General features: G+C 38.5%; 23 protein-coding genes. 13 read left to right on the top strand and 10 right to left on the bottom strand.

The features are described 5' to 3' along the window. Positions 1 to 11: 11 nt before the first annotated feature. A complete protein-coding gene (locus R2R35_RS11860) occupies positions 12 to 161 on the bottom strand; it encodes a hypothetical protein (RefSeq protein ID WP_317730035.1) in 150 nt (49 codons plus the stop codon). 146 nt (positions 162 to 307) lie between these two features. Here R2R35_RS11860 and glpK point away from each other — a divergent pair, with 146 nt between their 5' ends. From glpK to R2R35_RS11845, 3 genes are all read left to right on the top strand, one after another. Continuing rightward, entirely contained in the window at positions 308 to 1,807 is a 1,500-nt protein-coding gene (glpK, locus tag R2R35_RS11855) for a glycerol kinase GlpK (RefSeq protein WP_317730034.1), read from the top strand. A 32-nt stretch (positions 1,808 to 1,839) separates the two neighbouring features. After that, complete coding sequence (locus R2R35_RS11850; protein WP_317730033.1) at positions 1,840 to 2,916, top strand: rhomboid family intramembrane serine protease; 1,077 nt, start codon at positions 1,840 to 1,842, stop codon at positions 2,914 to 2,916. Positions 2,917 to 3,095: 179 nt separating this feature from the next. Further along, on the top strand, positions 3,096 to 4,094 hold the full coding sequence (locus tag R2R35_RS11845; protein ID WP_317730032.1) for an SCP2 sterol-binding domain-containing protein: 999 nt from the start codon (positions 3,096 to 3,098) through the stop codon (positions 4,092 to 4,094). 70 nt (positions 4,095 to 4,164) lie between these two features. Here R2R35_RS11845 and R2R35_RS11840 read toward each other — a convergent pair whose 3' ends face one another. Further along, entirely contained in the window at positions 4,165 to 4,905 is a 741-nt protein-coding gene (locus R2R35_RS11840; protein ID WP_317730031.1) for a sensor histidine kinase, read from the bottom strand. A gap of 163 nt (positions 4,906 to 5,068) precedes the next feature. On the opposite strand from R2R35_RS11840, the gene R2R35_RS11835 reads away from it, so the two are divergent. Beyond that, positions 5,069 to 5,488 (top strand): HIT family protein, encoded by a 420-nt coding sequence (locus tag R2R35_RS11835; protein WP_317730030.1) that lies wholly within the window; start codon positions 5,069 to 5,071, stop codon positions 5,486 to 5,488. Between the two features lie 101 nt (positions 5,489 to 5,589). Here R2R35_RS11835 and R2R35_RS11830 read toward each other — a convergent pair whose 3' ends face one another. Together R2R35_RS11830 and R2R35_RS11825 are read right to left on the bottom strand one after the other, a co-directional pair. Next, on the bottom strand, positions 5,590 to 6,654 hold the full coding sequence (locus tag R2R35_RS11830; RefSeq protein ID WP_317730029.1) for an undecaprenyldiphospho-muramoylpentapeptide beta-N-acetylglucosaminyltransferase: 1,065 nt from the start codon (positions 6,652 to 6,654) through the stop codon (positions 5,590 to 5,592). Between the two features lie 2 nt (positions 6,655 to 6,656). Next, positions 6,657 to 6,896: a TIGR03905 family TSCPD domain-containing protein gene (locus R2R35_RS11825; RefSeq protein ID WP_033164250.1), complete on the bottom strand. Its 240-nt coding sequence runs from the start codon at positions 6,894 to 6,896 to the stop codon at positions 6,657 to 6,659. A 509-nt stretch (positions 6,897 to 7,405) separates the two neighbouring features. Here R2R35_RS11825 and R2R35_RS11820 point away from each other — a divergent pair. The 3 genes from R2R35_RS11820 to R2R35_RS11810 all read left to right on the top strand — a co-directional run bounded on the left by R2R35_RS11820 (position 7,406) and on the right by R2R35_RS11810 (position 11,459). Next, positions 7,406 to 8,104: a 5'-methylthioadenosine/adenosylhomocysteine nucleosidase gene (locus R2R35_RS11820; RefSeq protein WP_317730027.1), complete on the top strand. Its 699-nt coding sequence runs from the start codon at positions 7,406 to 7,408 to the stop codon at positions 8,102 to 8,104. 216 nt (positions 8,105 to 8,320) lie between these two features. After that, the gene (locus R2R35_RS11815; RefSeq protein ID WP_317730026.1) at positions 8,321 to 9,826 is read left to right on the top strand and encodes a hypothetical protein; all 1,506 of its coding nucleotides are present in this window, start codon (positions 8,321 to 8,323) and stop codon (positions 9,824 to 9,826) included. Between the two features lie 283 nt (positions 9,827 to 10,109). After that, positions 10,110 to 11,459, top strand: coding sequence for a glucose-6-phosphate isomerase (locus R2R35_RS11810; protein WP_317730025.1), 1,350 nt, complete (start codon positions 10,110 to 10,112; stop codon positions 11,457 to 11,459). 94 nt (positions 11,460 to 11,553) lie between these two features. On the opposite strand, the gene R2R35_RS11805 is transcribed toward R2R35_RS11810, so the two are convergent. Together R2R35_RS11805 and R2R35_RS11800 are read right to left on the bottom strand one after the other, a co-directional pair. After that, positions 11,554 to 12,357 (bottom strand): M15 family metallopeptidase, encoded by an 804-nt coding sequence (locus R2R35_RS11805; protein WP_317730024.1) that lies wholly within the window; start codon positions 12,355 to 12,357, stop codon positions 11,554 to 11,556. A 279-nt stretch (positions 12,358 to 12,636) separates the two neighbouring features. Beyond that, entirely contained in the window at positions 12,637 to 12,906 is a 270-nt protein-coding gene (locus R2R35_RS11800; protein ID WP_033164255.1) for a hypothetical protein, read from the bottom strand. Positions 12,907 to 13,094: 188 nt separating this feature from the next. Here R2R35_RS11800 and R2R35_RS11795 point away from each other — a divergent pair, with 188 nt between their 5' ends. The 6 genes from R2R35_RS11795 to R2R35_RS11770 all read left to right on the top strand — a co-directional run bounded on the left by R2R35_RS11795 (position 13,095) and on the right by R2R35_RS11770 (position 17,757). Beyond that, positions 13,095 to 13,307, top strand: a complete 213-nt coding sequence (locus R2R35_RS11795; protein ID WP_317730023.1) for a hypothetical protein — start codon at positions 13,095 to 13,097, stop codon at positions 13,305 to 13,307. 510 nt (positions 13,308 to 13,817) lie between these two features. Next, a complete protein-coding gene (locus R2R35_RS11790) occupies positions 13,818 to 14,030 on the top strand; it encodes a winged helix-turn-helix domain-containing protein (protein ID WP_317730022.1) in 213 nt (70 codons plus the stop codon). After that, on the top strand, positions 13,978 to 14,724 hold the full coding sequence (locus R2R35_RS11785) for a sensor histidine kinase (RefSeq protein WP_317730021.1): 747 nt from the start codon (positions 13,978 to 13,980) through the stop codon (positions 14,722 to 14,724). Before R2R35_RS11790 ends, R2R35_RS11785 begins: the two co-directional genes overlap by 53 nt. 51 nt (positions 14,725 to 14,775) lie before the next feature. Next, positions 14,776 to 15,309, top strand: coding sequence for a transcription repressor NadR (locus R2R35_RS11780; protein ID WP_317730019.1), 534 nt, complete (start codon positions 14,776 to 14,778; stop codon positions 15,307 to 15,309). Between the two features lie 482 nt (positions 15,310 to 15,791). Continuing rightward, complete coding sequence (dnaX, locus tag R2R35_RS11775) at positions 15,792 to 17,369, top strand: DNA polymerase III subunit gamma/tau (protein WP_317734717.1); 1,578 nt, start codon at positions 15,792 to 15,794, stop codon at positions 17,367 to 17,369. A gap of 22 nt (positions 17,370 to 17,391) precedes the next feature. Beyond that, on the top strand, positions 17,392 to 17,757 hold the full coding sequence (locus tag R2R35_RS11770; protein WP_033164263.1) for a YbaB/EbfC family nucleoid-associated protein: 366 nt from the start codon (positions 17,392 to 17,394) through the stop codon (positions 17,755 to 17,757). A gap of 143 nt (positions 17,758 to 17,900) precedes the next feature. On the opposite strand, the gene R2R35_RS11765 is transcribed toward R2R35_RS11770, so the two are convergent. From R2R35_RS11765 to R2R35_RS11755, 4 genes are all read right to left on the bottom strand, one after another. Further along, complete coding sequence (locus R2R35_RS11765) at positions 17,901 to 18,650, bottom strand: class I SAM-dependent methyltransferase (protein ID WP_317734716.1); 750 nt, start codon at positions 18,648 to 18,650, stop codon at positions 17,901 to 17,903. Positions 18,651 to 18,977: 327 nt separating this feature from the next. Beyond that, entirely contained in the window at positions 18,978 to 19,037 is a 60-nt protein-coding gene (locus R2R35_RS24715; protein ID WP_442872291.1) for a hypothetical protein, read from the bottom strand. Positions 19,038 to 19,139: 102 nt separating this feature from the next. Continuing rightward, on the bottom strand, positions 19,140 to 20,720 hold the full coding sequence (locus tag R2R35_RS11760; RefSeq protein WP_317734715.1) for a hypothetical protein: 1,581 nt from the start codon (positions 20,718 to 20,720) through the stop codon (positions 19,140 to 19,142). Next, positions 20,717 to 21,427, bottom strand: a complete 711-nt coding sequence (locus R2R35_RS11755; RefSeq protein WP_317734714.1) for an ABC transporter ATP-binding protein — start codon at positions 21,425 to 21,427, stop codon at positions 20,717 to 20,719. Before R2R35_RS11755 ends, R2R35_RS11760 begins: the two co-directional genes overlap by 4 nt. Positions 21,428 to 21,435: the final 8 nt, after the last annotated feature.

The following is a 21,435-nucleotide window of genomic DNA, read 5'->3' as shown; positions in this document are numbered from 1 at the left end:
TAGGTTGAATATTACTCAGACAAAGCATCAGATACTAGCTGAACTCCATATTTTGCGGCCAGGGCTCCACCAGATAATGCGAATAAGTCAATGGAATATACATGCCCTTCCTTAACCGCAGTCAAGGACTTCCAGACATATTTCTTGTTAAGCTCTTCCATATATGCCTCATTTTCAGCAATAAGGCTTTTAGCCAAAACAAAATGCAGAAAGCTTGTATAAGTCAGTAATTAATAGTATAATCTACCATTATAGGTCGGTGCAGGCGGATAAAAAAGCCTAAGGCCAAGCCTTTTTTGGAGGTTGTATGAAGAACTATATTATGGCCCTTGATCAGGGAACCACCAGCTCAAGGTGTATTCTTTTTAACAGACAAGGACAGGCTGTAAGCAAAGCGCAAAAGGAATTCAAACAGATATACCCGGTAGCAGGCTGGGTGGAGCAGGATCCAAAGGAGATATGGTCTTCTCAGATCAGTGTAGCAGCAGAAGCTATGGCAAAGCTTGGAATAAGTGCAGAAGATATAGCATCTATTGGAATTACCAACCAGAGAGAGACAACAATCCTATGGAATAAACTTACGGGAGAGCCTGTATACAATGCCATTGTATGGCAATGCAGAAGAACTTCAGATATGATACAGACCATTAAGGCAAGCGGACTTGACCGGGTGATAAAAGAACACACCGGGCTTATTCCGGATGCCTATTTTTCTGCCACTAAAATCAAATGGATCTTTGACAATGTAGAAGGTGTAAAGGAAGAAGCAGAGAAGGGAAACCTCCTCTTTGGAACGGTGGATACCTGGCTCATCTGGAAACTGACAGGCGGCAAGGTGTTTGCTACAGATTATACCAATGCCTCCCGGACCATGCTTTTTGATATCAAGAAATTAAAGTGGGATGATGAGATATTAAATGCGCTGGATATACCAAAGTCCATATTGCCCGAGGTCAAACCCTCCAGCCATATCTTTGGACTTACAGAGAAAGGCCTGTTAGGCGGAAAAATAACCATAGGCGGTGTTGCAGGAGATCAGCAGGCAGCACTTTTCGGGCAGGGCTGTTATGAAAAGGGTGAAGTAAAAAATACCTATGGAACAGGCTGCTTTTTATTAATGAATACAGGCGATACGCCAATTACCTCTAATAACGGACTCCTCACGACCATTGCAGCCTCAGAGAAAGGAAAAGTCCAATACGCTCTGGAAGGCAGTGTATTTGTTGCAGGTGCGGCTATACAATGGCTAAGAGATGAACTTCAGATAATTAGAGATGCAGCGGAAACGGAAGAAGCGGCTCTATCTGTCAAGGATACCAACGGTGTATATGTAGTTCCGGCCTTTTCCGGACTTGGAGCCCCTTACTGGGATCAATATGCCAGAGGAACCATTGTAGGTATGACCAGAGGATTTAATAAGAACCATTTGATCCGTGCAACACTGGAATCCATTGCTTATCAGAATTATGCAGTATTAAAAGCCATGGAACAGGATGCCGGTGTGGAAATAAAACGGTTAAAAGCTGACGGAGGTGCCTCCTCTAATAACTTTCTTATGAAGTTCCAGGCTGACATTCTGGGTATAGAAGTTATTAGACCCTCCTGTGTAGAAACTACTGCTTTGGGAGCGGCTTATCTAGCAGGTCTGGCAGCAGGTTTCTGGAAAGACAGAGAAGAAATCAAAAGCAATGGAAGAGTACCGGAAATATTTAACCCTGACATGGAGGAAACGATAAGAGAGAAAAAGCTTCAGGGCTGGAACAAAGCAGTGAAACGTTCTTTTGAATGGGAAAAGGAAATAGAATAATTGTTAGGATTAGGCAGAAATGAGGTTAAATAATGCTTATTGATGATATCACAGGTCTCCTTGGTAATAGGAGCTTCAAGACCATTGGGGTGAATGCCAGAGACATACGAGTTCTTTATCTTGATAAAGAAGATGGACTGTATACAGCCATGCTGCTTGAGTGTCCCAATGGCAATGAGTTCACAGCTTTGCAGTATAATAATATCAAGAGACAAGTTACACAGAACCTGTTGCAGAACACAGGAAAGCAGGTACATTTCCAAACACTTATCATAACAGGTAATGTAGCCGGGGCAGCGGATATCTGCCAGAGGGAAGAACAAGCCTGGATCGTGGACACAAGAAACAACCGCTTGGTGATATATGAAAATCAGCGGAATGACTTTCTTGGGATTAAGAAGGATTTAGAAGAGCTTCTTTTTTCTGCCTATGAACCAGATTCCTCTGCTCACAGAAACCCAGAGCAGGAGGTATACAATAGAAAGAATGATGGCAGTAATCATATCTCTAAATTTCTTTCACCATGCAATACGATTATCGTCATATTAAATGTGTTTGTTTTTCTTATGATTGAATTTATACTGCCGACCAGGACAGGGAACCGGCTTTTTAAAGAGGGTGCACTATCCTGGATGGAGGTTATTGATAACCGGGAATATTACCGTCTGATAACCTATATGTTCTTGCATTCAGGAATCAGTCATTTGGGAAACAATATGATTTTGCTGCTATTTATAGGGGACAATCTGGAGCGGGCAGTAGGAAAATGGAAGTATATCCTTATTTATACCCTTTCCGGAATCCTTGCAGGGGGAACTTCTATCCTATATAATTTATTCAAATATAACCTGATTGTATCCGTTGGTGCTTCAGGAGCTATTTTTGGTGTAGTCGGAGCCATGGCCTATATTGTTGCGGTAAACAAAGGACGGTTAGAAAATATTAGTTCCAGACAGATTATATTCTTTGCCATACTCAGCCTTTATGGCGGAATGACCAGTCAGGGAGTAGATAATTCAGCCCATATCGGGGGGCTGATAAGCGGTGTATTATTGGCTGTGCTATTATATAGAAAACCAAAACCAGAAAAAACGCACCATAATGTTTAAGCGAAAATCTATAAATGGAGTTTCAGGAAGTGAGAAGTACTAACTCATCAATGTTTTGAACGCTCGGTATTAGTTTTAAGACATAGCCTGAATAAGAGCTTAGGGTTAGGTTTGAAAGTACGATAAAAGCGAAAGCAATATAATTTTTTGGAGCGGTAAGCGACAGAATGGAGGATAAGATGAATATAAATATTTATTATGGGGGAAGAGGATTGATTGAAGATCCTTCCCTATATGTGATTCATAAATTAACGGAAGTCCTGGAGGAACTCAGGGTAAAGGTTACCCGTTATAATCTCTATGAAGAAAAGAATGGAATCACCATGCTTCCCAAAACCTTAAAAGAAGCAGATGGAATCATTCTGGCGGTTAACGTGGAGTGGCTTGGAATTGGTGGATTTATGCAGCAGTTTCTGGATGCCTGCTGGCTCTATGGAGACAAGGAGCAGCTTAGTAAGCTCTATATGCTACCTGTGGTTACGGCAACGGCCGGGGGAGAAAGGGATGCGGAAGGTTACCTGGTGAAAGCCTGGGAAGTTCTTGGAGGAACGGTTCTTGACGGTATAAGAGCCTATGTGGAAGATCACGTAGACTTCGAAACCAATAAGGAGTACGGTCTGTTAATCGAAAAATATGCTGAGAAATTATACAAGTCCGTTAACCAGAAGGCGAAGAACTTTCCTGCAAGCGATTCTTATATCAGGCATCGGTTCATAAAAGGGACTCTAAATGATCTAACACCGCAGGAGAGTGAACAGCTGTCCATGTATGTTTCCGATGACACTTATGTAAAGAAGCAAAAGGAAGATATTGAGGAGTTAACTCAGATATTTAAGGGCATGTTAAATAACAAAGACGAAGAAGGACAGGAATTTCTGCCCAAGCTAATTGATAACTATCATGTTATCAAAGAGGAAGAGGCAGTTTATGAAATTGGATTTACAGATATGGAAACAACAATAACGGTAGAAATTAAACAGGGAAGGCTGAACTGCTTTCACGGCAAGGGGAATGAGGCTGATGTAGAAATCAAGCTTCCCTCTGCTATAATGAAAAAGATAGTAACAGGGCATATTACCATGCAGATGGCCTTCATGTCAGGTGAGTTGACGGCAAAAGGTAATTTCAGTCTGATAAGACACTTTGATCAGGCATTTCCGTTCAAAAAATCCCTTTAAATGCTTCAAAGGATTACCGGGGCAGGTAATCCTTTGAAGTAAAGCAAAAGTTTTGGTAGGTAATAATTCTTTACAATGGGAGTCTGATGTAAAAAGATGTTTCTTCTTCCGTAGAAGTTGCTGAAAGAGTTCCGCCATGAGCCATGATAATATTGGATGAGATTGCCAGGCCTAATCCGGAACCATTTGCTTTATATGTTACAAAAGGAGTAAAGATAGTGGGAAGGATATCCCCGGGTATTGGGCTACCGTCATTTTTAATTGTAATCAGAAGGTTGGATGAGTCTTCTGTACTACAGACAATCTGGATGTGATCGCCTTTATCCGTAGCCTCTAAAGCATTTTTCAAAATATTTGTAACTACCTGCTTAATCTTGATGCGGTCGAAAGAATACAAGGTATAGCAGGGGATATCTTTGTCATCAATGATTAGTGATAAATCCACGTCTTTCTGGCTGGCTGCAGGTTGAAAACCTTCTAATATGGATTTTAACAACAGCAGGATATTCTGGCTTTGCCTGTTCACAGACTCGCTGTGATTATATGTACTAAATTCCTCAAGCAGCAGTTCTAATTCATGAATATCCTCTTTAAGCTGTTCCCAGTATTTGATATTGTGTACTTCCGGGTTACTGCTTTCAATCAGCTGGGAGGTACTCTTTATCAGGGTCAGCGGGTTACGTAATTCATGGCATATCTGTGAGGAGAGGTTTTTACATCCGTCAAGGCTTTTTGTCATAAAGTAAGCAAAATCATCATTGGAACGCATTAAATCCTTTAATTTATGTTGCTCTTCGTTGGAAAATAACATATTGTCCACCTCCTGAGATTATCTTATCAGAATATGTTATTTTTTACAATAAAATCTAATTTACAGAAAACGACAGTTAATACATTGAAAAATGCTATAAAATAATCACTATTTACCAAATAAAGTCTACAGTTGTAGGTAGAAAAGAAAAGGAGAGAGAAATATGATTAATAATTGTGTATTTTGTAGTATTATTGGGCACGAAATCCCTTCAGCCACTATATATGAGGATGATTTCGTAAAGGCTATACTGGATATAGCACCCTCAGCAAAAGGACATACGGTTATAATTCCTAAAAATCACTGCAGTGATATATTTGAATTAACCGAAGAAGAAGCTTCCCATGTCTTTGTGGTTGCCAAGAAGATAGCAGGTGTTTTAAAAGAAGAGCTTGGCTGTGACGGTGTTAATATCCTGCAGAACAATGGCAGGGCAGCAGGACAGACAGTGTTCCATTTCCATATGCATATCATCCCCAGATATGAAAATGATACCGTTAACATCCACTGGGATACCAAGAGCTATGAAGAAGGAGAAATGCAGAAACTGGCTGACAGCATTACCCATAAATTACATGTCTGAAAAACAGATAAAAGGATAAGAATATACAAAATATGGAAATTTATAAAAACAGAGTTATTGAAAGAAAATAAGAAAAAAAATAAAAGGCCGTCGACGGCCTTTTATTTTGTCAGTTCCTTGATCAATTTAACGATTGCATCAATGGAATTGTTTAATTTACTGGAACTCATTGCTTTTACATAGTCAGATCGTTTTTCGTAAACTTCCTGGATACCTTTTAACAGAGCTTCGGTAGATACCTCTTCTTCTTTTATTACATAGCTGAAACCTTGCCTCTTAAAAGATTCAGCATTTAATATCTGGTCACCTCTGCTGGAAGCAGCAGATAAGGGAATTAAAAGGTTGGGTTTTCGAAGGGCCAGGAGTTCACAGATTGCATTGGCACCTGCTCTTGAAATTACAACATCCGCTGCAGCCAATAGGTCACTCAATTCCTTCTTGATATATTCATACTGAACATATCCCTTCGTACCTTTAAAACTATAATCAACCTTATCCTTACCACATAGATGAATTACCTGAAAGTTCTTTAAAAGTTCAGGAAGAGCCTTGCGGACTGCTTCATTTACTGCGGCTGATCCGGTACTTCCCCCCACTACCAAAAGGATCGGCTTATCTGAGGTAAAACCACAGAAATCAACACCTAAAAGCTTATTACCGGCAAAGAGTTCCTGACGGATTGGGGTTCCAGTAAGTACAGCTTTTCCCTCCGGGAGGTATTTCACCGTCTCCGGAAAATTGGCACATATCTTACTGGCAGAGGATATGCTGAGTTTATTGGCTAAGCCGGGAGTGATGTCGGATTCATGGATAATCACCGGAATACCCCGCCTTTTCGCCGCAAATACCACAGGGACTGAAACAAAACCGCCTTTCGAAAAAACCACATCAGGCTTTAACCTCTTCATAAGGCTGACTGCTTCAAAAAATCCTTTCATTACCTTAAAAGGATCACTGAAATTCTTGGGATCGAAATAACGTCTTAACTTACCGGAGGAAATAGCATAATAGGGAATCTTTAGTTCTTCTATCAGGGAGCGTTCGATACCTTTGTGAGAGCCGATATAATGAATATCGTAACCTGCTTCCTTTAGGGCAGGCATCAGAGCAATATTGGGAGTTACATGCCCTGCCGTACCGCCGCCGGTTAAGACAATTCGTTTCATTCTCATTTCCTCCATTCTTTTAATGCTTTGGAAAGCTGATCGGGACATGAAGTAGCCTTACGTCCGCAGGTGGTACCTTCCAATCGTTCAATAACATCCTCAACTTTCATACCGGCAAGCAGTTTGGACAGACCGGAGGCATTTCCTGCACAGCCTCCTTTAAAGCTAACCTGTTTGATAATATCGTCTTCTATTTCGAATTCAATTTCGCTGCTGCATACGCCATTGGTTTTATATATCATATGTAATTTAGTCCTTTCTAATAATATTTCATACATTCATTTTATAAGGTACTTATTTATTATAGCATCTTTTGTGAGCAGTGCAAGGTATAATTACGCTACCGAAAGCAAGTGTTCCTTTTGACCTTGCAACATGTTTATTCTGACCTTGCAGTTGTTGTTCATACGTCCTAGTAGCATGTTCATTCTGACCTTGCAGTTGTTGTTCCTACGTCCTAGTAGCATGTTCATTCTGACCTTGCAGTTGTTGTTCCTACGTCCTAGTAGCATGTTCATTCTGACCTTGCAGTTGTTGTTCATACGTCTTAGTTGCGTGTTCATTCTGGACCTTACAGTTGTTGTTCATACATCCTAGTAGCGTGTTCATTCCGACCTTGTCAGCGTGTTCTTACTGCCCTGCACTTGCAGGAAAGTACAATGTCGTATATAATATTTCTAATTATGAAATTATGAATGGCCTGAGAACTACAAAAAACAGTTGTGTGCAAAAGACACAGAGGGGAGCGAAAATGAATAAAATAGGCATTATCGGAGCAATGGAAGAGGAAGTAAATCAGCTGAAAGACTGTATGGCAGATGTTAAAATTGTAAAAAAAGCCGGTATGGAATTCCTCGAAGGGACGCTGGAGGGAAAGGCTTGTGTGGTGGTACGTTCCGGTATCGGTAAAGTTAATGCGGCAGTATGTACGCAAATACTGATAGACGATTACTGTATCGATCTTGTGATAAACACCGGAGTTGCAGGTTCTTTAAAGGCCGAGATCAATATTGGCGATCTGGTTATATCAGAAGATGCCCTTCAGCATGATATGGATGCCACAGGTTTTGGTTATGGTTACGGTGTGATACCAAGGATGGAGACCTCTGTATTCAAAGCAGATGAAAGCATCACCTCACTGGCGGTGAAGGTATGTAAGGAAGTAAATCCTGATATTGGTGTATTTAAAGGAAGAGTGGTTAGCGGAGATCAGTTCATCAGTGGAAGAGAGAAAAAAGACTGGTTATCGGAGCAGTTCCAGGGCTTATGTACAGAAATGGAAGGGGGAGCCATTGCACAGGCAGCTTATTTAAATAATACTCCTTTTCTGATTATCAGGGCTATATCCGACAAGGCTGATGACAGTGCGCATATGGATTACGGTGCTTTTGAAGAAAAGGCCATTGAACATACGGTTAAATTAGTAAAAGCATTCTTAAAGGAACTGTAGAACAATAGCTTGTCCGATTTTTTGATATACAAAGGACGACATATTATTTCTATAGGGAATAAAATACCAAGGGAAACGGTAAAATTTTTCGGGAAATTTTATGCTTTTTACCAAAGCAGGGCTTTCCCTGTCAATGAAAAGTAAGAGTCCCCGCCTTTTCAAAGCAGTAATTATTCGTTATAATAACTGTTAATAAATGGAAAGGCGGGGAATTTTGTGATTCGGACTTTATTTGATAACCATGTATTTATTTACATACTGCTGGCATTGGCAGGACTGGGAATGCTGATGAAGCTGGTGGTGCAGATACTGTATTCAAAGCTTTTGAGGGCTTCTGAATCTATGGGTACCTCAAAGTGTAAGCTGGCTCAGAATATGAAAAAGAAATTCGAAGCGTACTACAAATTAAAGCTGGGTGTGAATAATGTGGATATCTTTGTGGATAAACACTTTTTTCACTATAAATTCTGTGGAATTTTTTTATCAACCTGGGAAACCTTATGTGGACAAGTTCTGGTTCTAACCTTGTTAACAGGCGCTATCAGCACTATTTTAGGGCTAATTTACGAATGTGGAAAAAATCAAATATTAAGCACATTCTCTGTGGGTATTCTATCCTGCGGTTTGTTGATATTTTTGGAAGGTTTGATTAATCCTGGTGGAAAAAAGGAAATGATCAGGCTGAACATGAAGGATTACCTGGAGAATTCTCTAAAAGCCAGACTGGTACAGGAAGAGAATCAGCCGGAGCTGATGGAGCAGTATAAAAAGGTATATCAACCGGATTCCTATCTGGCGACTGCCAGTGAGCCAAAGGCTTTTGTTAACAAGCAGAAGAAAAAAAGCAAAAGCAGAGAAGCCAAACGATTGGAGAAGCTTGGTGCAAAAGCCAGGAAGAAGCAGGAAATCGAGAATAGAAAAAGAAATAAAGAGCTTATAAAGGCGGACAAGCTGAAGCAGAAAAATAACCTTAAATCAAATAAGATAAGCCTCCGGTTAGAAAAGAAACAGAATGCAGAAAAATTAAAGGCGGAAAGACTTGCTGCAAAAGAACTGCTCAAAACACAGGCCCTGGAAGAAAAGCAGCGATTGAAAGAGGATAAGCTTCATCAGATAGAAATAAAGAAGGCGTTGAAACTTGAAAAGCAGACAAGGAAGAGACCGAAGAACCAGACAGTGGCCCAGACGAAAAAGGAAACACTTCTACGTGAAGTACAAGGCAGAAGAGGTTTTGAGGGGAATCAGACAAATTCTGAAAAAGAGGATACTGCAAAGGCAAGTACCATAGAGAGCAAAGCTGCTGTAACTGAGGTTATAGCGCAAGAAGCAGCGATGGAAGCAAATGAGCCTGACACAGTGAAAATGCTCCAGGAGGAAAACGCAGCAAAGGTTATCACAAATACAACGGCAGATGCAAAGGAAGTATCCGAAAAGAAAATGGTGTCTGTTGATAAAGCAGCAGTAAAAGAAGCAACCGTAACAGATATTAGCACGAGAGGGGTAAAAGCAGCAAACATCAAAGAAGCACAGCCTAGAAAGGCAGAAATTAACGCTGCTCAGACAGGCTTTGAGAAAGGTAAGAAAGAAGCCTTTATTGATGATAAGACCGCGGCAGCTCTGGAAACCGGCAAAAGCTATAAACGTGATGTTACGGCTGTAAAGCCGACTTCGGAAGAAGAAGAAAAGATTATAGCTGAAATTCTAAAGGATCTGTTTGCTTAAGAGGAGCAGCTGGTTGGCCATACTGGCAAAATACGAAGAGTATGTATGGATGCTGGAGGCGTATCTTAAATAGAAGAAGTTATAGGCAATAAGCACAAGTTTATACGAATTAACATATTTCAGAATATATTTCTATAAAAATAGCACAAGCAGGGCAGTAATGCTCTGCTTTTTTTGTCTCGTTGGTATTAAAAACTGTATTGAATAACCTGCTTCACTCTGATAAAATAAAAACGAATGAAATGGTTAATAGTAAGATTAACAAGACAAAGGAGTGTAGAACATGAGCGCAAAAGTTACATTCGATTATTCGGCAGCAAAAAGCTTTCTTGCTGATACGGAAATAGAAATGATTGAAAAATCAGTAGAAGGTGCCAAAGAATTACTGTTAAACAAGACCGGAGCCGGAAATGATTTCTTAGGCTGGATTGACTTGCCCGTAAACTATGACAAAGAAGAGTTTGCACGCATCAAAAAAGCGGCAGAGAAGATTCAGGGAGATACAGAAGTACTTTTAGTTATCGGTATCGGCGGTTCCTACTTGGGAGCACGTGCAGCAATTGAATTCTTAAGACACAGCTTTTATAATTCTGTTTCCAAAGAAGTAAGAAAAACACCTGAAATTTATTATGTAGGAAACAATATCAGCAGTACCTACATCAGCAGTCTCATTGATGTAATCGGTAACAGAGACTTCTCTATTAATATCATCAGCAAGTCCGGTACAACCACAGAGCCTGCCATTGCTTTCCGCGTATTTAAGAAGCTGCTGATTGAGAAATACGGAAAAGCAGAAGCTGCGAAACGTATCTATGCCACAACAGATAAAGCAAAGGGTGCTCTTAAGAATCTGGCAACGGAAGAAGGTTATGAAAGCTTTGTAGTGCCCGATGATGTGGGTGGTCGTTTCTCTGTACTTACAGCGGTTGGTTTATTGCCTATAGCAGTAAGCGGTGCTGACATTACAGGTCTTATGGAAGGTGCGGCAGCCATGAGAGAGAGATGCTTAAAGGAGGCTTTTGCTTCTAATGATGCCTTATTGTATGCTGCTGTCAGAAATATTTTATTAAGAAAAGGCAAGAGCATTGAAATTCTTGCAAACTACGAGCCTGCCCTTCACTTTGTATCCGAATGGTGGAAACAGTTATTTGGTGAGAGCGAAGGAAAAGACCAGAAGGGTATCTTCCCGGCTTCCGTAGACTTAACAACAGATCTTCATTCAATGGGTCAGTTTATCCAGGACGGGCAGAGAACAATGTTTGAGACTGTTATTAACCTGGAGACACCAACCCGTGAAATTTACCTGGAGGAAGAAGAGGTAGACTTGGACGGACTTAACTACCTTGCCGGCAAGAGCGTAGATTTTATCAACAAAAGTGCTATGAAAGGAACACTTTTAGCACATACGGATGGAGATGTACCCAATCTGATCGTAAATCTTCCTGACCAGAGCGAGAAATCCCTTGGAGAGCTGTTCTACTTCTTCGAGTTTGCTTGCGGAATCAGCGGATATCTCTTAGGAGTAAATCCTTTTGATCAACCCGGCGTTGAAAGCTATAAGGCGAACATGTTCGCACTTCTTGGAAAACCCGGCTTTGAAAAACAGCGTGAAGAATTATTAAAGAGATTGTAAGTCATAGTATAATATAAGCAAAAAAGGCTCTGTGTAAAAGTTGTGGAGAGATTCATCAAATACCATCTGACAACTTTAATCCAGAGCCTTTAATTTATTTACTTTTCTGAAAATGCTGATAATCCTTTAAGGAATTCCAGGAACCACCCCAGGTAAAGCCCCTTTTGGTAAAGGCTTTGTAGCAGATATCATTTTTCTTGATATAATATTTATTGGTAAGGCTTCTGTCTGTATATTTCTTTCCAGAGGCTGGTGCTACTACAGTCTTGCCGTTTATTTTCTCAACACAGGGATTGTATAGCGGATTAATATCCACTGCAAGACCCATAGCATGTTTGGAAAGCGTCTTTGAGCCGGCAATGGTACGGTAATTAAAGGCAGAGGTATTGTTATCTTCCATGGAAGCTTCATCCTCTGCATCATATTCATCAATTAATACCATTTTTTCAATGGGATAATTGGCTTTGTAAAGCTCCTTAAAAATTACCAGTATATCCTTTGAAACAGACTTATTTACAATAAGCTCTCCAATATGTGTCTTCTTATCAAAGCCATAATACAAAACCCTGATATATCTCAGATCTGACAAGGGAATCTCTTTATCTTCTTTATAGGAATTCCCGGTAATACGTTTCTTTACTGCCTTATTGATCTGACTTGAGTAAAAGCCGGTATTAATACCACCTTTCACCTGTGAAGTATTAATTACTGTTCCTGCCGGTAAGGCATTTAGAGAGCTTTTGGTCAGCAGGCCCTCAGCAGCGGCTTCTGAGCTTTCCGAGGCGGCGGAAGAGGAATGGATGTCCATAGACATAATAAGTAGTATTATAAGCAGCGAACAGCTTAAAAACAGCTTATTTCCGGAACGAAATATTTCGATTGTTTTCTTTTTCTTCATTTTAAACCCAATGCATACCTCAGGTCAGACTGTGGTACTGCCACATATAATGCAGGTTGCATGCAGTAAATTGAGGCATCCTTTCAAGAATAATTGTTATCAATTTATTCAGTTCAAAGACTGGATATAACCGGATGTTGCCATAAAAAAGTTGAATACTTCATAGAATAATGACTTCCAGTACTCCATTCTTATTATGTAACGGGTACCCCAGAAATATATATCCATGAATATTCAGGTAAGTACCTCTTAGTAAATCTTATAATCCAACAGGTAAAGTTAATCTTCTTCTATCACATGAATTTCCAGGAAATCAAAATCAATATGATCGATAAAGTTATCCTGGTAAAATCTTGCCTTATCGTGTTTCTTAAAGTCAGCGATGGTATTATCCAGCCATAAGGGCTTGGACAAATCGAATTTCAAACATATTTCATCCACTGCGGCAAAAACCTTTTTGGTACGGTTTAAAGCAGGGTCCTCATTTATTATAACCACGTCTGACAGCATTCTGTTGTCTTTAAATATTTTAGCCCATAAGCGAAACATGATATACTCCTTCCTGATAAAACAGTTAAATTACGTTTAATTATACTTGCCATGACAGTTATATTCAAGCAAATTAGCAGGGAATGTTTATCGGTAACAGCAACTGAGTGATGAAAAATTACATAAAAACCTTCTAATTAGGTCATCCTAGCATTAGAAACACAGGATATATTCAAAGGAGAAGGAGAATGAGCGAGTATAATTTAATTAAAGGACCCAAAGAGCCAATCGATGACGAGGATAAGAAGGAAATGCCTTATGTATTCCCGTCCTTTATTCCAACGCCGGGTGGTGACAGGGTTGAAAATCGACCTGAAAGAGAAGAATATCCGCCCTACAAGGAACCCATTCAAACGGATAGACCTCTGGAAATGGGAGATACAGGTGTGAAGGAATTTTAATTAGTATTAGCAGATAAAGCAAGGTGTATGTAAGTACAGATTAAATCTCATAACTCAGAAAGATAAAAGCAACGGAAAACATGTTTATAAACAGTGTTCTGTTGCTTTTGTTTTATATTTTTTCTTGTCGGCAGACTTTTTACAGAGATAAAAGTCAGGGTATACACCGTTTCTGAATTAGAGAACAAAAATATAGGATAAAGAATGATAAGTGAAGCAGACACCTGATACACGGCTTATAAAAGCTGCAGGAATAATTTTGGGGTATAATTGTTTTCAGACTAACGCAAGGTTATAGGATAACTGTGGGTTTACCTCGAAATCCTTTTGATTTCAAATGAAAGAAGAAAGAATATAATTAATTACAAGATAGTGATATAATGGTAAAAATCAGAGCATTTCATTTATTTATTGATAAGTTGTATCAGAAAACTTAGAATAGACAGTAATGCAAAACGTTTCTATATAAATGATACTGAACTGGAACTTACGGCCAAGGAGTATCTGATTATGGAACTTTTCCTAAAATATCAGGATAAGATATTTACGAAAGCCAGCTTGTATGAATCCATTTGGGAGGAGGAATACATAGGTGATGATAATACGATAAAAACCCATATCAGTAACCTCCGAACTAAGATAAAAAGCAGAAATACCGGAACAGAGTATATTGAAACGGTATGGGGACTGGGGTATCGTTTACGAAAAGCAAATAAACAATAGCCAAAATATCTCCCATGACCTGAGAACCCCCCTTACAGCTATAAACGGTTATCTGCAAATGCTTCAGAATACCCAGCTAAAGAAAGAACAGCAAAGAAAAATAATGGTTGCGAGAAAATACGCGGGTGAGTTGGAACAACTGATAACCCGCTTTTTTGAATACGTTACGTCTGATTCACAGCTTACACAGGAAAGAGTTAATCTGACCAATCTGATTACCGAATATCTGGCCGAGATGGTGCCTGCCTTTGAAGAGAGACAGTTAGAGATTCAGTTAGTGGAGGAAAAACCGGTCATTGTCTGGGGAGATAAGGAGAGTATGAAAAGAGTCCTGCAAAATCTGATTCGCAATTGTCTTCAGTATGCCGTGGAGTATATAAGTGTAAGCTGTTATGAAGAAAGGAATTACGCAGTTGCAGCTTTTAGAAACCCAGTTGATAAAGACTTAGTGCTGGAAGCTGATAAACTCTTTGAGAGATTTTATACCGGAGATAAAGCAAGAGAAAGGTCAACGGGGCTGGGTTTGTCTATTGTAAAGCTCCTGGTGACACAGATGGGAGGAACCGTACATGCCGATACAGGGAAAGGATGGATTGAAATTCAGATAAAACTGCCTTTGTACACGGCAGACAAAGATACTTCTGGCAGGAAGAGTGTTTTCCGTTGCTTTTGTTATTATAGTATAATACAATAGAAAAAGATAATAATGGAAACTATGAAAGGTTATTAAAGTGAGGTGTTTATAATGGAGGGGCAGGATAGAAGAAATGCGCTGACAAAAATACTGGAGGATGCCAAGGAACCCGTATCCGGTACTGAGCTGTCAAAGAAACTGGGCGTTAGCCGTCAGGTTATCGTACAAGATATTGCGCTGCTAAGAGCAGTTAACAAGAATATCATATCCACAACAAAGGGATACCTTATCTACCAGCAGGAGGAACAGAAGGTTAACCGATGCTTTGCTACCAAACACACCACGGATGAAATTGAAGATGAACTGAATACCATTGTGGATAACGGAGGTAAAGTGCTGGATGTAATCGTTATGCATGAGCTTTACGGTGAGATTGCAGTGGACCTGATTATAAAGAATCGTATGGATGTAGGGGATTTCATGGAGAAAGTGAGAGCCAAGAAAACGGTGCCCCTGAAGGATTTGACCGATGGGATACATCTTCATACGGTGGAAGCGGATTCGGAAGAGATACTTGACCGGATTGAGAAGGCACTGAAAGGAAAGGGTTATCTTGTCAGTAGTTCGGCTGCAGGAGGGAATTAAAGTAGGCTGTTGCCTGAGGTGAAGATTGTGGAGGCAAACGAAAACTCATAAAAAAGAAGAGTAAGAAGGCTTTGCAAGAGTAAGAAGGATTTGCAAGAGTAAGAAGACGTTGCAGAGTAAGAAGCCTTTGCAGAGTAAGAAGACGTTGCAGAGTAAGAAGACGTTGCAGAGTAAGAAGCCTTTGCAGAGTAAGAAGACGTTGCAGAGTAAGAAGCCTTTGCAGAGTAAGAAGCCTTTGCAGAGTAAGAAGACTTTGCAGAGTAAGAAGACGTTGCAAGAGTAAGATGACTTTGACAGGTACAAGAATACTACGACAAGTATAAGAATACTTTGACAAGTATTCTATACGTTGGTAAAATAAATATCAGTGAGGCTATATGAATTACTATGGGAGATGTCTGGTTTTCTCAGGTTTATATATGTCTGATATAATAAACAGTTAAATAAACAGTTATTAATTTTAGCAAAGAGGAAGTGAGAGCATGTCATATACAGCGCTGTACAGAAAATTCCGGCCTTTGGATTTTACGGATGTTAAAGGGCAGGATCATATTGTTACAACACTGAAAAATCAGATAAAATCAGGGCGAGTAGGGCATGCCTATTTATTTTGCGGAACCAGAGGTACAGGCAAGACTACCATTGCGAAGATTCTGGGTAAGGCAGTTAACTGCGAGCACCCGGTTGATGGCAGCCCCTGTAATGAATGTGCGGTATGCAAATCGATTCAGAATAATACATCAATGAATGTTATTGAGATTGATGCAGCCTCTAATAATGGTGTGGATAATATACGAGAAATCGTTGAGGAGGTTAGATACTCTCCCACGGAAGGTAAGTATAAGGTCTATATCATCGATGAGGTCCATATGCTATCCACAGGAGCCTTTAATGCATTGTTAAAGACACTGGAGGAACCGCCTTCTTATGTAATCTTTATTCTGGCTACCACAGAAGCTCATAAGATTCCCATAACGATTCTTTCCAGATGTCAGAGATATGATTTTAAACGAATTACCATAGATACCATTGCTGCCAGATTGGAAGAGCTGATGAAGGCAGAGGGGGTTGAAGCAGAGGATAAGGCCATTAGATATGTTGCCCGAATGGGAGATGGTTCCTTAAGAGATGCTTTAAGTCTCTTGGACCAGTGTATTGCTTTCTATTTCGGACAGACTCTTACCTATGACAAAGTACTGGAGGTTTTGGGAGCTGTTGATATTGAAGTGTTTGCAAGGATGTTAAAGGCTATTTCTCAGAATAATGTAGGCGTCTGTATGGGGATACTGGAGGAACTCATTGTCACAGGCAGGGAGCTAACCCAGTTCACAGTAGATTTTACCTGGTATTTGCGAAACCTGCTTCTGGTAAAGACCTCAGAGGATGCTAGCGAAGCAGTAGAAGTATCTACAGAGAACCTGGCACTCTTAGAGGAGCAGGCAAGAGAATGGGAGATGGATACCCTTATCCGTTATATCCGAATTTTTTCTGAGCTTTCGGGTCAGATTCGATACGCTTCTCAGAAGCGGGTAATGGTAGAGGTTGCACTGATTAAGCTATGCAGACCACAGATGGAAAAAAGCTATGAAGATATATTAGACCGTATCAGGCAGCTGGAAGCAAAGCTTGAAAATGGTGTTACAGTAACTGTCAGAGAAGGTGGAACACCCACTGCAAATGTTATGAAAGAAGATACCTCTCAGGAATTACCCTCTGTTCAGGAGCTACCTAAGGCGCTACCCGAGGATTTGAAACAGGTAGCAAAGAACTGGAGTAATATTATTGCTGCAACTACCGGTATTACAAAGGTTTCTCTTATGAATGCCAGACCAAGCCTTGGAGTGAATAATTCTCTTCTTCTGGCCTTTACCGATGGCTGGCATATGGAGGCTCTTTTGAAAGAGCAGCACATAGAAGAACTTAAAGGAGCTATAGCAAGATACGTTCCAAAGGATGTAGAGATAAAGACTAAGCTTCTGACGGCAAATCAGGAAAGTGCAGAAGAAGCTTTTGATTTACGCAAGATCATAAAAAATATTGATATAGAATATGAAGATTAAGAAAGAAAAGGAGATTTAGATCATGGCAAAACGCGGAGGATTCCCGGGAGGCTCAATGCCCGGCAATATGAATAACTTAATGAAACAGGCTCAGAGAATGCAAAAGCAGATGGAGGAAAAGACTAAGGAAATAGAAGAAAAAGAGTGGGAAGCATCTGCAGGTGGCGGAGCAGTTACCGTTAAAGTATCCGGTAAGAAGGAGATAACCGGAGTAGTTCTATCAAAAGAAGTAGTAGATCCCGATGATATTGAAATGCTTCAGGATCTTATAATGGCTGCAGCAAATGAAGCTCTTCGTAAAATGGAAGAAGAATCACAGGCAGTTATGGGTCAGATTACAGGCGGACTTGGCGGCCTTGGTGGCGGCTTAGGCGGATTCCCTTTCTAATTGAAAGGAACTTTTGTTAATATATCTTGTATGTAAAAAGAGATACCCAAGTTTGAATGTGCTTTTCATAACTTAGACCAATAATCTAACTTATGGAAGGTTAATCCATTCAAACACGTGTGGTATCTCTTTTATTATTATTTTTACAAGGCAGAGCGGGCAATAACCTTTAATCTCTTATAATCGGCGACCCAGGAAGTGCCATCCCATAGGTTATCACGAACTTCCTCCAAAAGTTTTCTTAATATGAAATCTTGATCCGTATCCTTAAATTCTTTTAAATCTGTTTCAAAAAACTGCTTCGCCCAATTGTATAATCCCTTATCACCATCGTTTAAAGGTGTTGGGCGATCATAAGCATAGAGTTCTTCAATAATAAACCCGTTTTTTATTAAGAATGAACCAAAGTGTTCATCTGTCGGAAACGTAAACTTGGAATGATAGGGATGACCTAGATGCTCTAAAACTGTGCTAAACCCCTGTTCAATCGTTTTAATATTGCCAAATGCTCCAAACTCACAAATGAGTTTTCCGGAGGGCTTTAAGGAATTATGTATTTTCTGTAATAATAGCTCCTGGTCTGCTATCCAGTGAAATACGGCATTTGAAAAAATAATATCCCATTTATGATCAAAGGGTAATTCCAGTGCATCCATAACTTCAAATGTTAGTTCGGGATACTGTTTTCTTGCCTTCTCAATCATATCAGGAGATCCATCAATTCCTAAAACACAGCCACTTTTTCTGGCAAGCTCTGCTGTGAGCAAGCCGGTCCCACAACCTAAATCCAATATATTTTGTGACTTATCGGCTGGGACATAATCTAAAAGACTTTTTCCATATTCTGCTACAAAATTATGTTTGTTATCATATAATCTGGAATCCCATTTCATATTAACCTCTATTCCTGCGCATGCTCTTTGCGCATACCAAGTTTGTGGTGCGCAAGCACAAACTTGCGGTTGAAAAATTTATTTTTCAACCTAACCTCCATTGTATTTGATATTTAATTGATTCGGTTTCACCTGTGGCATTATGTCAATCGCTAATGTATTCAATATTTTCTATCATAAAATAAAATAACAGAAAAATCAAATAAATGGTTTTCACCAACATTAAGTTTACTAAAACTCTAAAAAGGCTTTTTAATGACATTCTCTGGGAAACATCAACTTTATGCAGCTTTACCTTTTGGGTTTGAAATTTATCAGATTACTATTTTATAGTACTTTGAAATGATGAGAAATAGTAGCATCTGTCAAAATGAAATGGTTCGCTATATCTCCATCACATAAGCATTTATTTTCAATAAATAGTAAATTTTTCTTCTAGTTATGCAAAATAGTGCTTTAAAACTTGTTTAAGTTAATTTTCATTCATAATTAAAAAATTTTACTTATTTTTTTCAATAGAATTCCTATCAGTAGCGTAAGCAAGATAAAAATTAAAACTAAGATATATGAAAATAACAATATGCTTTTGTTAAAAAAGTGTATCGCTATCCATAATGCTCCACTAACAATTAAAATACTAAACAGAATAGTAGTAATTGCAGATACGCTTTGTTTCACAATATATGTTACATTTTCCCATTCATAATTTGGGAAAAGTAAATTTATAAATAAACCCAAAGCTCCCACAAATGATGAAAATACAGTAGGTAAAATAAACAACAGACACCACTCTAATGTATTCATCTCGAAAATTGTGCCAAGAAAAACGGCACATACACATGTCGTTGTAACAGTAAGTAAAAGATGAAACAAATATTTTGCCAATAAGAGTTCTCTAATTGCTATTGGAAAGGACTTTAATAATTCTCTATTTTTGCCTTCAATAGAAATACTGGCATAAGTGGCATTAGATAAAATTATCAACACTCCCATCACAAAGGCACATAAAACAGAAGTGTTTTCGATTTCAAAAGTAGTTCCAATTAGCTTCATATACATACTCACACTATCTGTTTTAAAATAAGAGTATATCGTAAACAGAATAAGAGAGATAATTCCTAGCATGGTATTTAACATATAGACAGATGTTGAAAAATACCTCAGTATCTCTCTAAATAATAGGGACTGTATTTTTGCTTTTCTTTTATACCGAACTTTGAAATCTTTCTTTTGAGTAATATACATTTGTATTTTCATACATTTTCTTTTATAAGTTTGTATAATATAAAAGGTTAGTCCTATTCCTATGGCAATTACAAGGATAAAAAATAAAAGTGTTCTCCAATTATACGCAAAAAGTAATTCGTTTCCTGTAATATTGGAAAAGGCAGTTTTTTTAATGAAATGTTTATACAAATCATCAAAATTTATGCGTTTAAAGAAAAAGAACATAAACGCCATAAACAAGGTAATGGAAATCAAATATAAAAAACTTTTCAAGTAAGTACGCGATTGATAAATATTTCCTAACAGCTTATATATGATGTATCCTAAAATTATACCTAACACTATCGGTACAATTGGTATAATCAGTATCTGTAAGAAATCAAATATATAAAATATTCCGTTTCGTTGTAACAACAATTCATAACGAACTAATGGAATAATCAACAATACAAAAGAGATAGCAATGCCCCAAAAATATACCAGCATAAGTTTTGACAAAACTAAAGTACTTGTCTTAATAGGATATGAGAACAAAAGGTCAATACTTTTATCCAAGTATATAATCCCACTACCTTTTTTAACTGCTGATAAAAAAACTATAAACATACTTAATACACTCAAAGGTTTTAGCAAGTAATCAGATATTTCATGATAAGATTGAAAGATCGTACTAATTTTGAAAATCATTCTAAACCAGTATATAGAAATTAAAATAACTGCTAAAAAAATAGCAGAAAAAACAAAGAAAAAAGCTCTCTTTTGTTTTGAATTACCGTGAAATAATTTATTAAACTTAAACATCTCTAAAAATTGTCTTTTCGTCAACAAACAAAAGGTTTTCATTTTTCATTCAACTCCATAAATACATTTTCTAAATCGCTGTTGCCTAAGATTTGTTTTATCTCTCCACTTTTGATTAGTGTCCCATCTCTTATAATCGCTATTTTACTACAGGTTTTTTCTATAACGTCTAGGATATGGCTTGAAAACAATACAGAACTACCAGAAGCACATAGATCTTTCATGAGTAATTTTAGTTGTATAATTGCATCGGGGTCTAAAGCCATAAAAGGCTCGTCTAATATAAGTAATTTGGGTTCATGAATAAATGCTCCAATTAGACTAAGCTTTTGTTTCATTCCGTGAGAATAAGAAGAAATTAAATCATTTAGTTTTTCATTCATTCCAAAACGCTTTGATAAAGCAGGAATTTTTTGCTTTCTATTTTCTTCCGATACCTCATAAATATCACAAATGAAATTTAAGTATTGCAACCCCATCAAATAAGGGTCAAGTATTGGGGAGTCTGGAACATATGCCATCTTTCTTTTACATTCTGTCGGGGCAGACTTTATAGAAACACCATCTAAAAGAATATCCCCACTATCATAATCGTGAATGGTAAGGCAAGCTTTTAATGTAGTAGTTTTTCCAGCACCATTTTTCCCAATAAAACCATATAAATCTCCATTATCAATCGTTAAGCTTAAATCTGATACTGCTTTTTTTCCATTTGGATATATTTTAGTTAGATTTTTAATTTCAAGCATTTTACTAA

The organism is Anaerocolumna sp. AGMB13020 (genome assembly GCF_033100115.1).
Lineage (GTDB): Bacteria > Bacillota > Clostridia > Lachnospirales > Lachnospiraceae > Anaerocolumna.
This window is presented reverse-complemented; position numbering and strand designations above follow the sequence as displayed.

Coding starts and splice junctions, on each gene's coding strand:
- R2R35_RS11860 (WP_317730035.1), bottom strand. CDS start 161: ATGGAAGAGCTTAACAAGAAATATGTCTGGAAGTCCTTGACTGCGGTT.
- glpK (WP_317730034.1), top strand. CDS start 308: ATGAAGAACTATATTATGGCCCTTGATCAGGGAACCACCAGCTCAAGG.
- R2R35_RS11850 (WP_317730033.1), top strand. CDS start 1,840: ATGCTTATTGATGATATCACAGGTCTCCTTGGTAATAGGAGCTTCAAG.
- R2R35_RS11845 (WP_317730032.1), top strand. CDS start 3,096: ATGAATATAAATATTTATTATGGGGGAAGAGGATTGATTGAAGATCCT.
- R2R35_RS11840 (WP_317730031.1), bottom strand. CDS start 4,905: ATGTTATTTTCCAACGAAGAGCAACATAAATTAAAGGATTTAATGCGT.
- R2R35_RS11835 (WP_317730030.1), top strand. CDS start 5,069: ATGATTAATAATTGTGTATTTTGTAGTATTATTGGGCACGAAATCCCT.
- R2R35_RS11830 (WP_317730029.1), bottom strand. CDS start 6,654: ATGAAACGAATTGTCTTAACCGGCGGCGGTACGGCAGGGCATGTAACT.
- R2R35_RS11825 (WP_033164250.1), bottom strand. CDS start 6,896: ATGATATATAAAACCAATGGCGTATGCAGCAGCGAAATTGAATTCGAA.
- R2R35_RS11820 (WP_317730027.1), top strand. CDS start 7,406: ATGAATAAAATAGGCATTATCGGAGCAATGGAAGAGGAAGTAAATCAG.
- R2R35_RS11810 (WP_317730025.1), top strand. CDS start 10,110: ATGAGCGCAAAAGTTACATTCGATTATTCGGCAGCAAAAAGCTTTCTT.
- R2R35_RS11805 (WP_317730024.1), bottom strand. CDS start 12,357: ATGAAGAAAAAGAAAACAATCGAAATATTTCGTTCCGGAAATAAGCTG.
- R2R35_RS11800 (WP_033164255.1), bottom strand. CDS start 12,906: ATGTTTCGCTTATGGGCTAAAATATTTAAAGACAACAGAATGCTGTCA.
- R2R35_RS11795 (WP_317730023.1), top strand. CDS start 13,095: ATGAGCGAGTATAATTTAATTAAAGGACCCAAAGAGCCAATCGATGAC.
- R2R35_RS11790 (WP_317730022.1), top strand. CDS start 13,818: ATGGAACTTTTCCTAAAATATCAGGATAAGATATTTACGAAAGCCAGC.
- R2R35_RS11780 (WP_317730019.1), top strand. CDS start 14,776: ATGGAGGGGCAGGATAGAAGAAATGCGCTGACAAAAATACTGGAGGAT.
- dnaX (WP_317734717.1), top strand. CDS start 15,792: ATGTCATATACAGCGCTGTACAGAAAATTCCGGCCTTTGGATTTTACG.
- R2R35_RS11770 (WP_033164263.1), top strand. CDS start 17,392: ATGGCAAAACGCGGAGGATTCCCGGGAGGCTCAATGCCCGGCAATATG.
- R2R35_RS11765 (WP_317734716.1), bottom strand. CDS start 18,650: ATGAAATGGGATTCCAGATTATATGATAACAAACATAATTTTGTAGCA.
- R2R35_RS11760 (WP_317734715.1), bottom strand. CDS start 20,720: ATGAAAACCTTTTGTTTGTTGACGAAAAGACAATTTTTAGAGATGTTT.
- R2R35_RS11755 (WP_317734714.1), bottom strand. CDS start 21,427: ATGCTTGAAATTAAAAATCTAACTAAAATATATCCAAATGGAAAAAAA.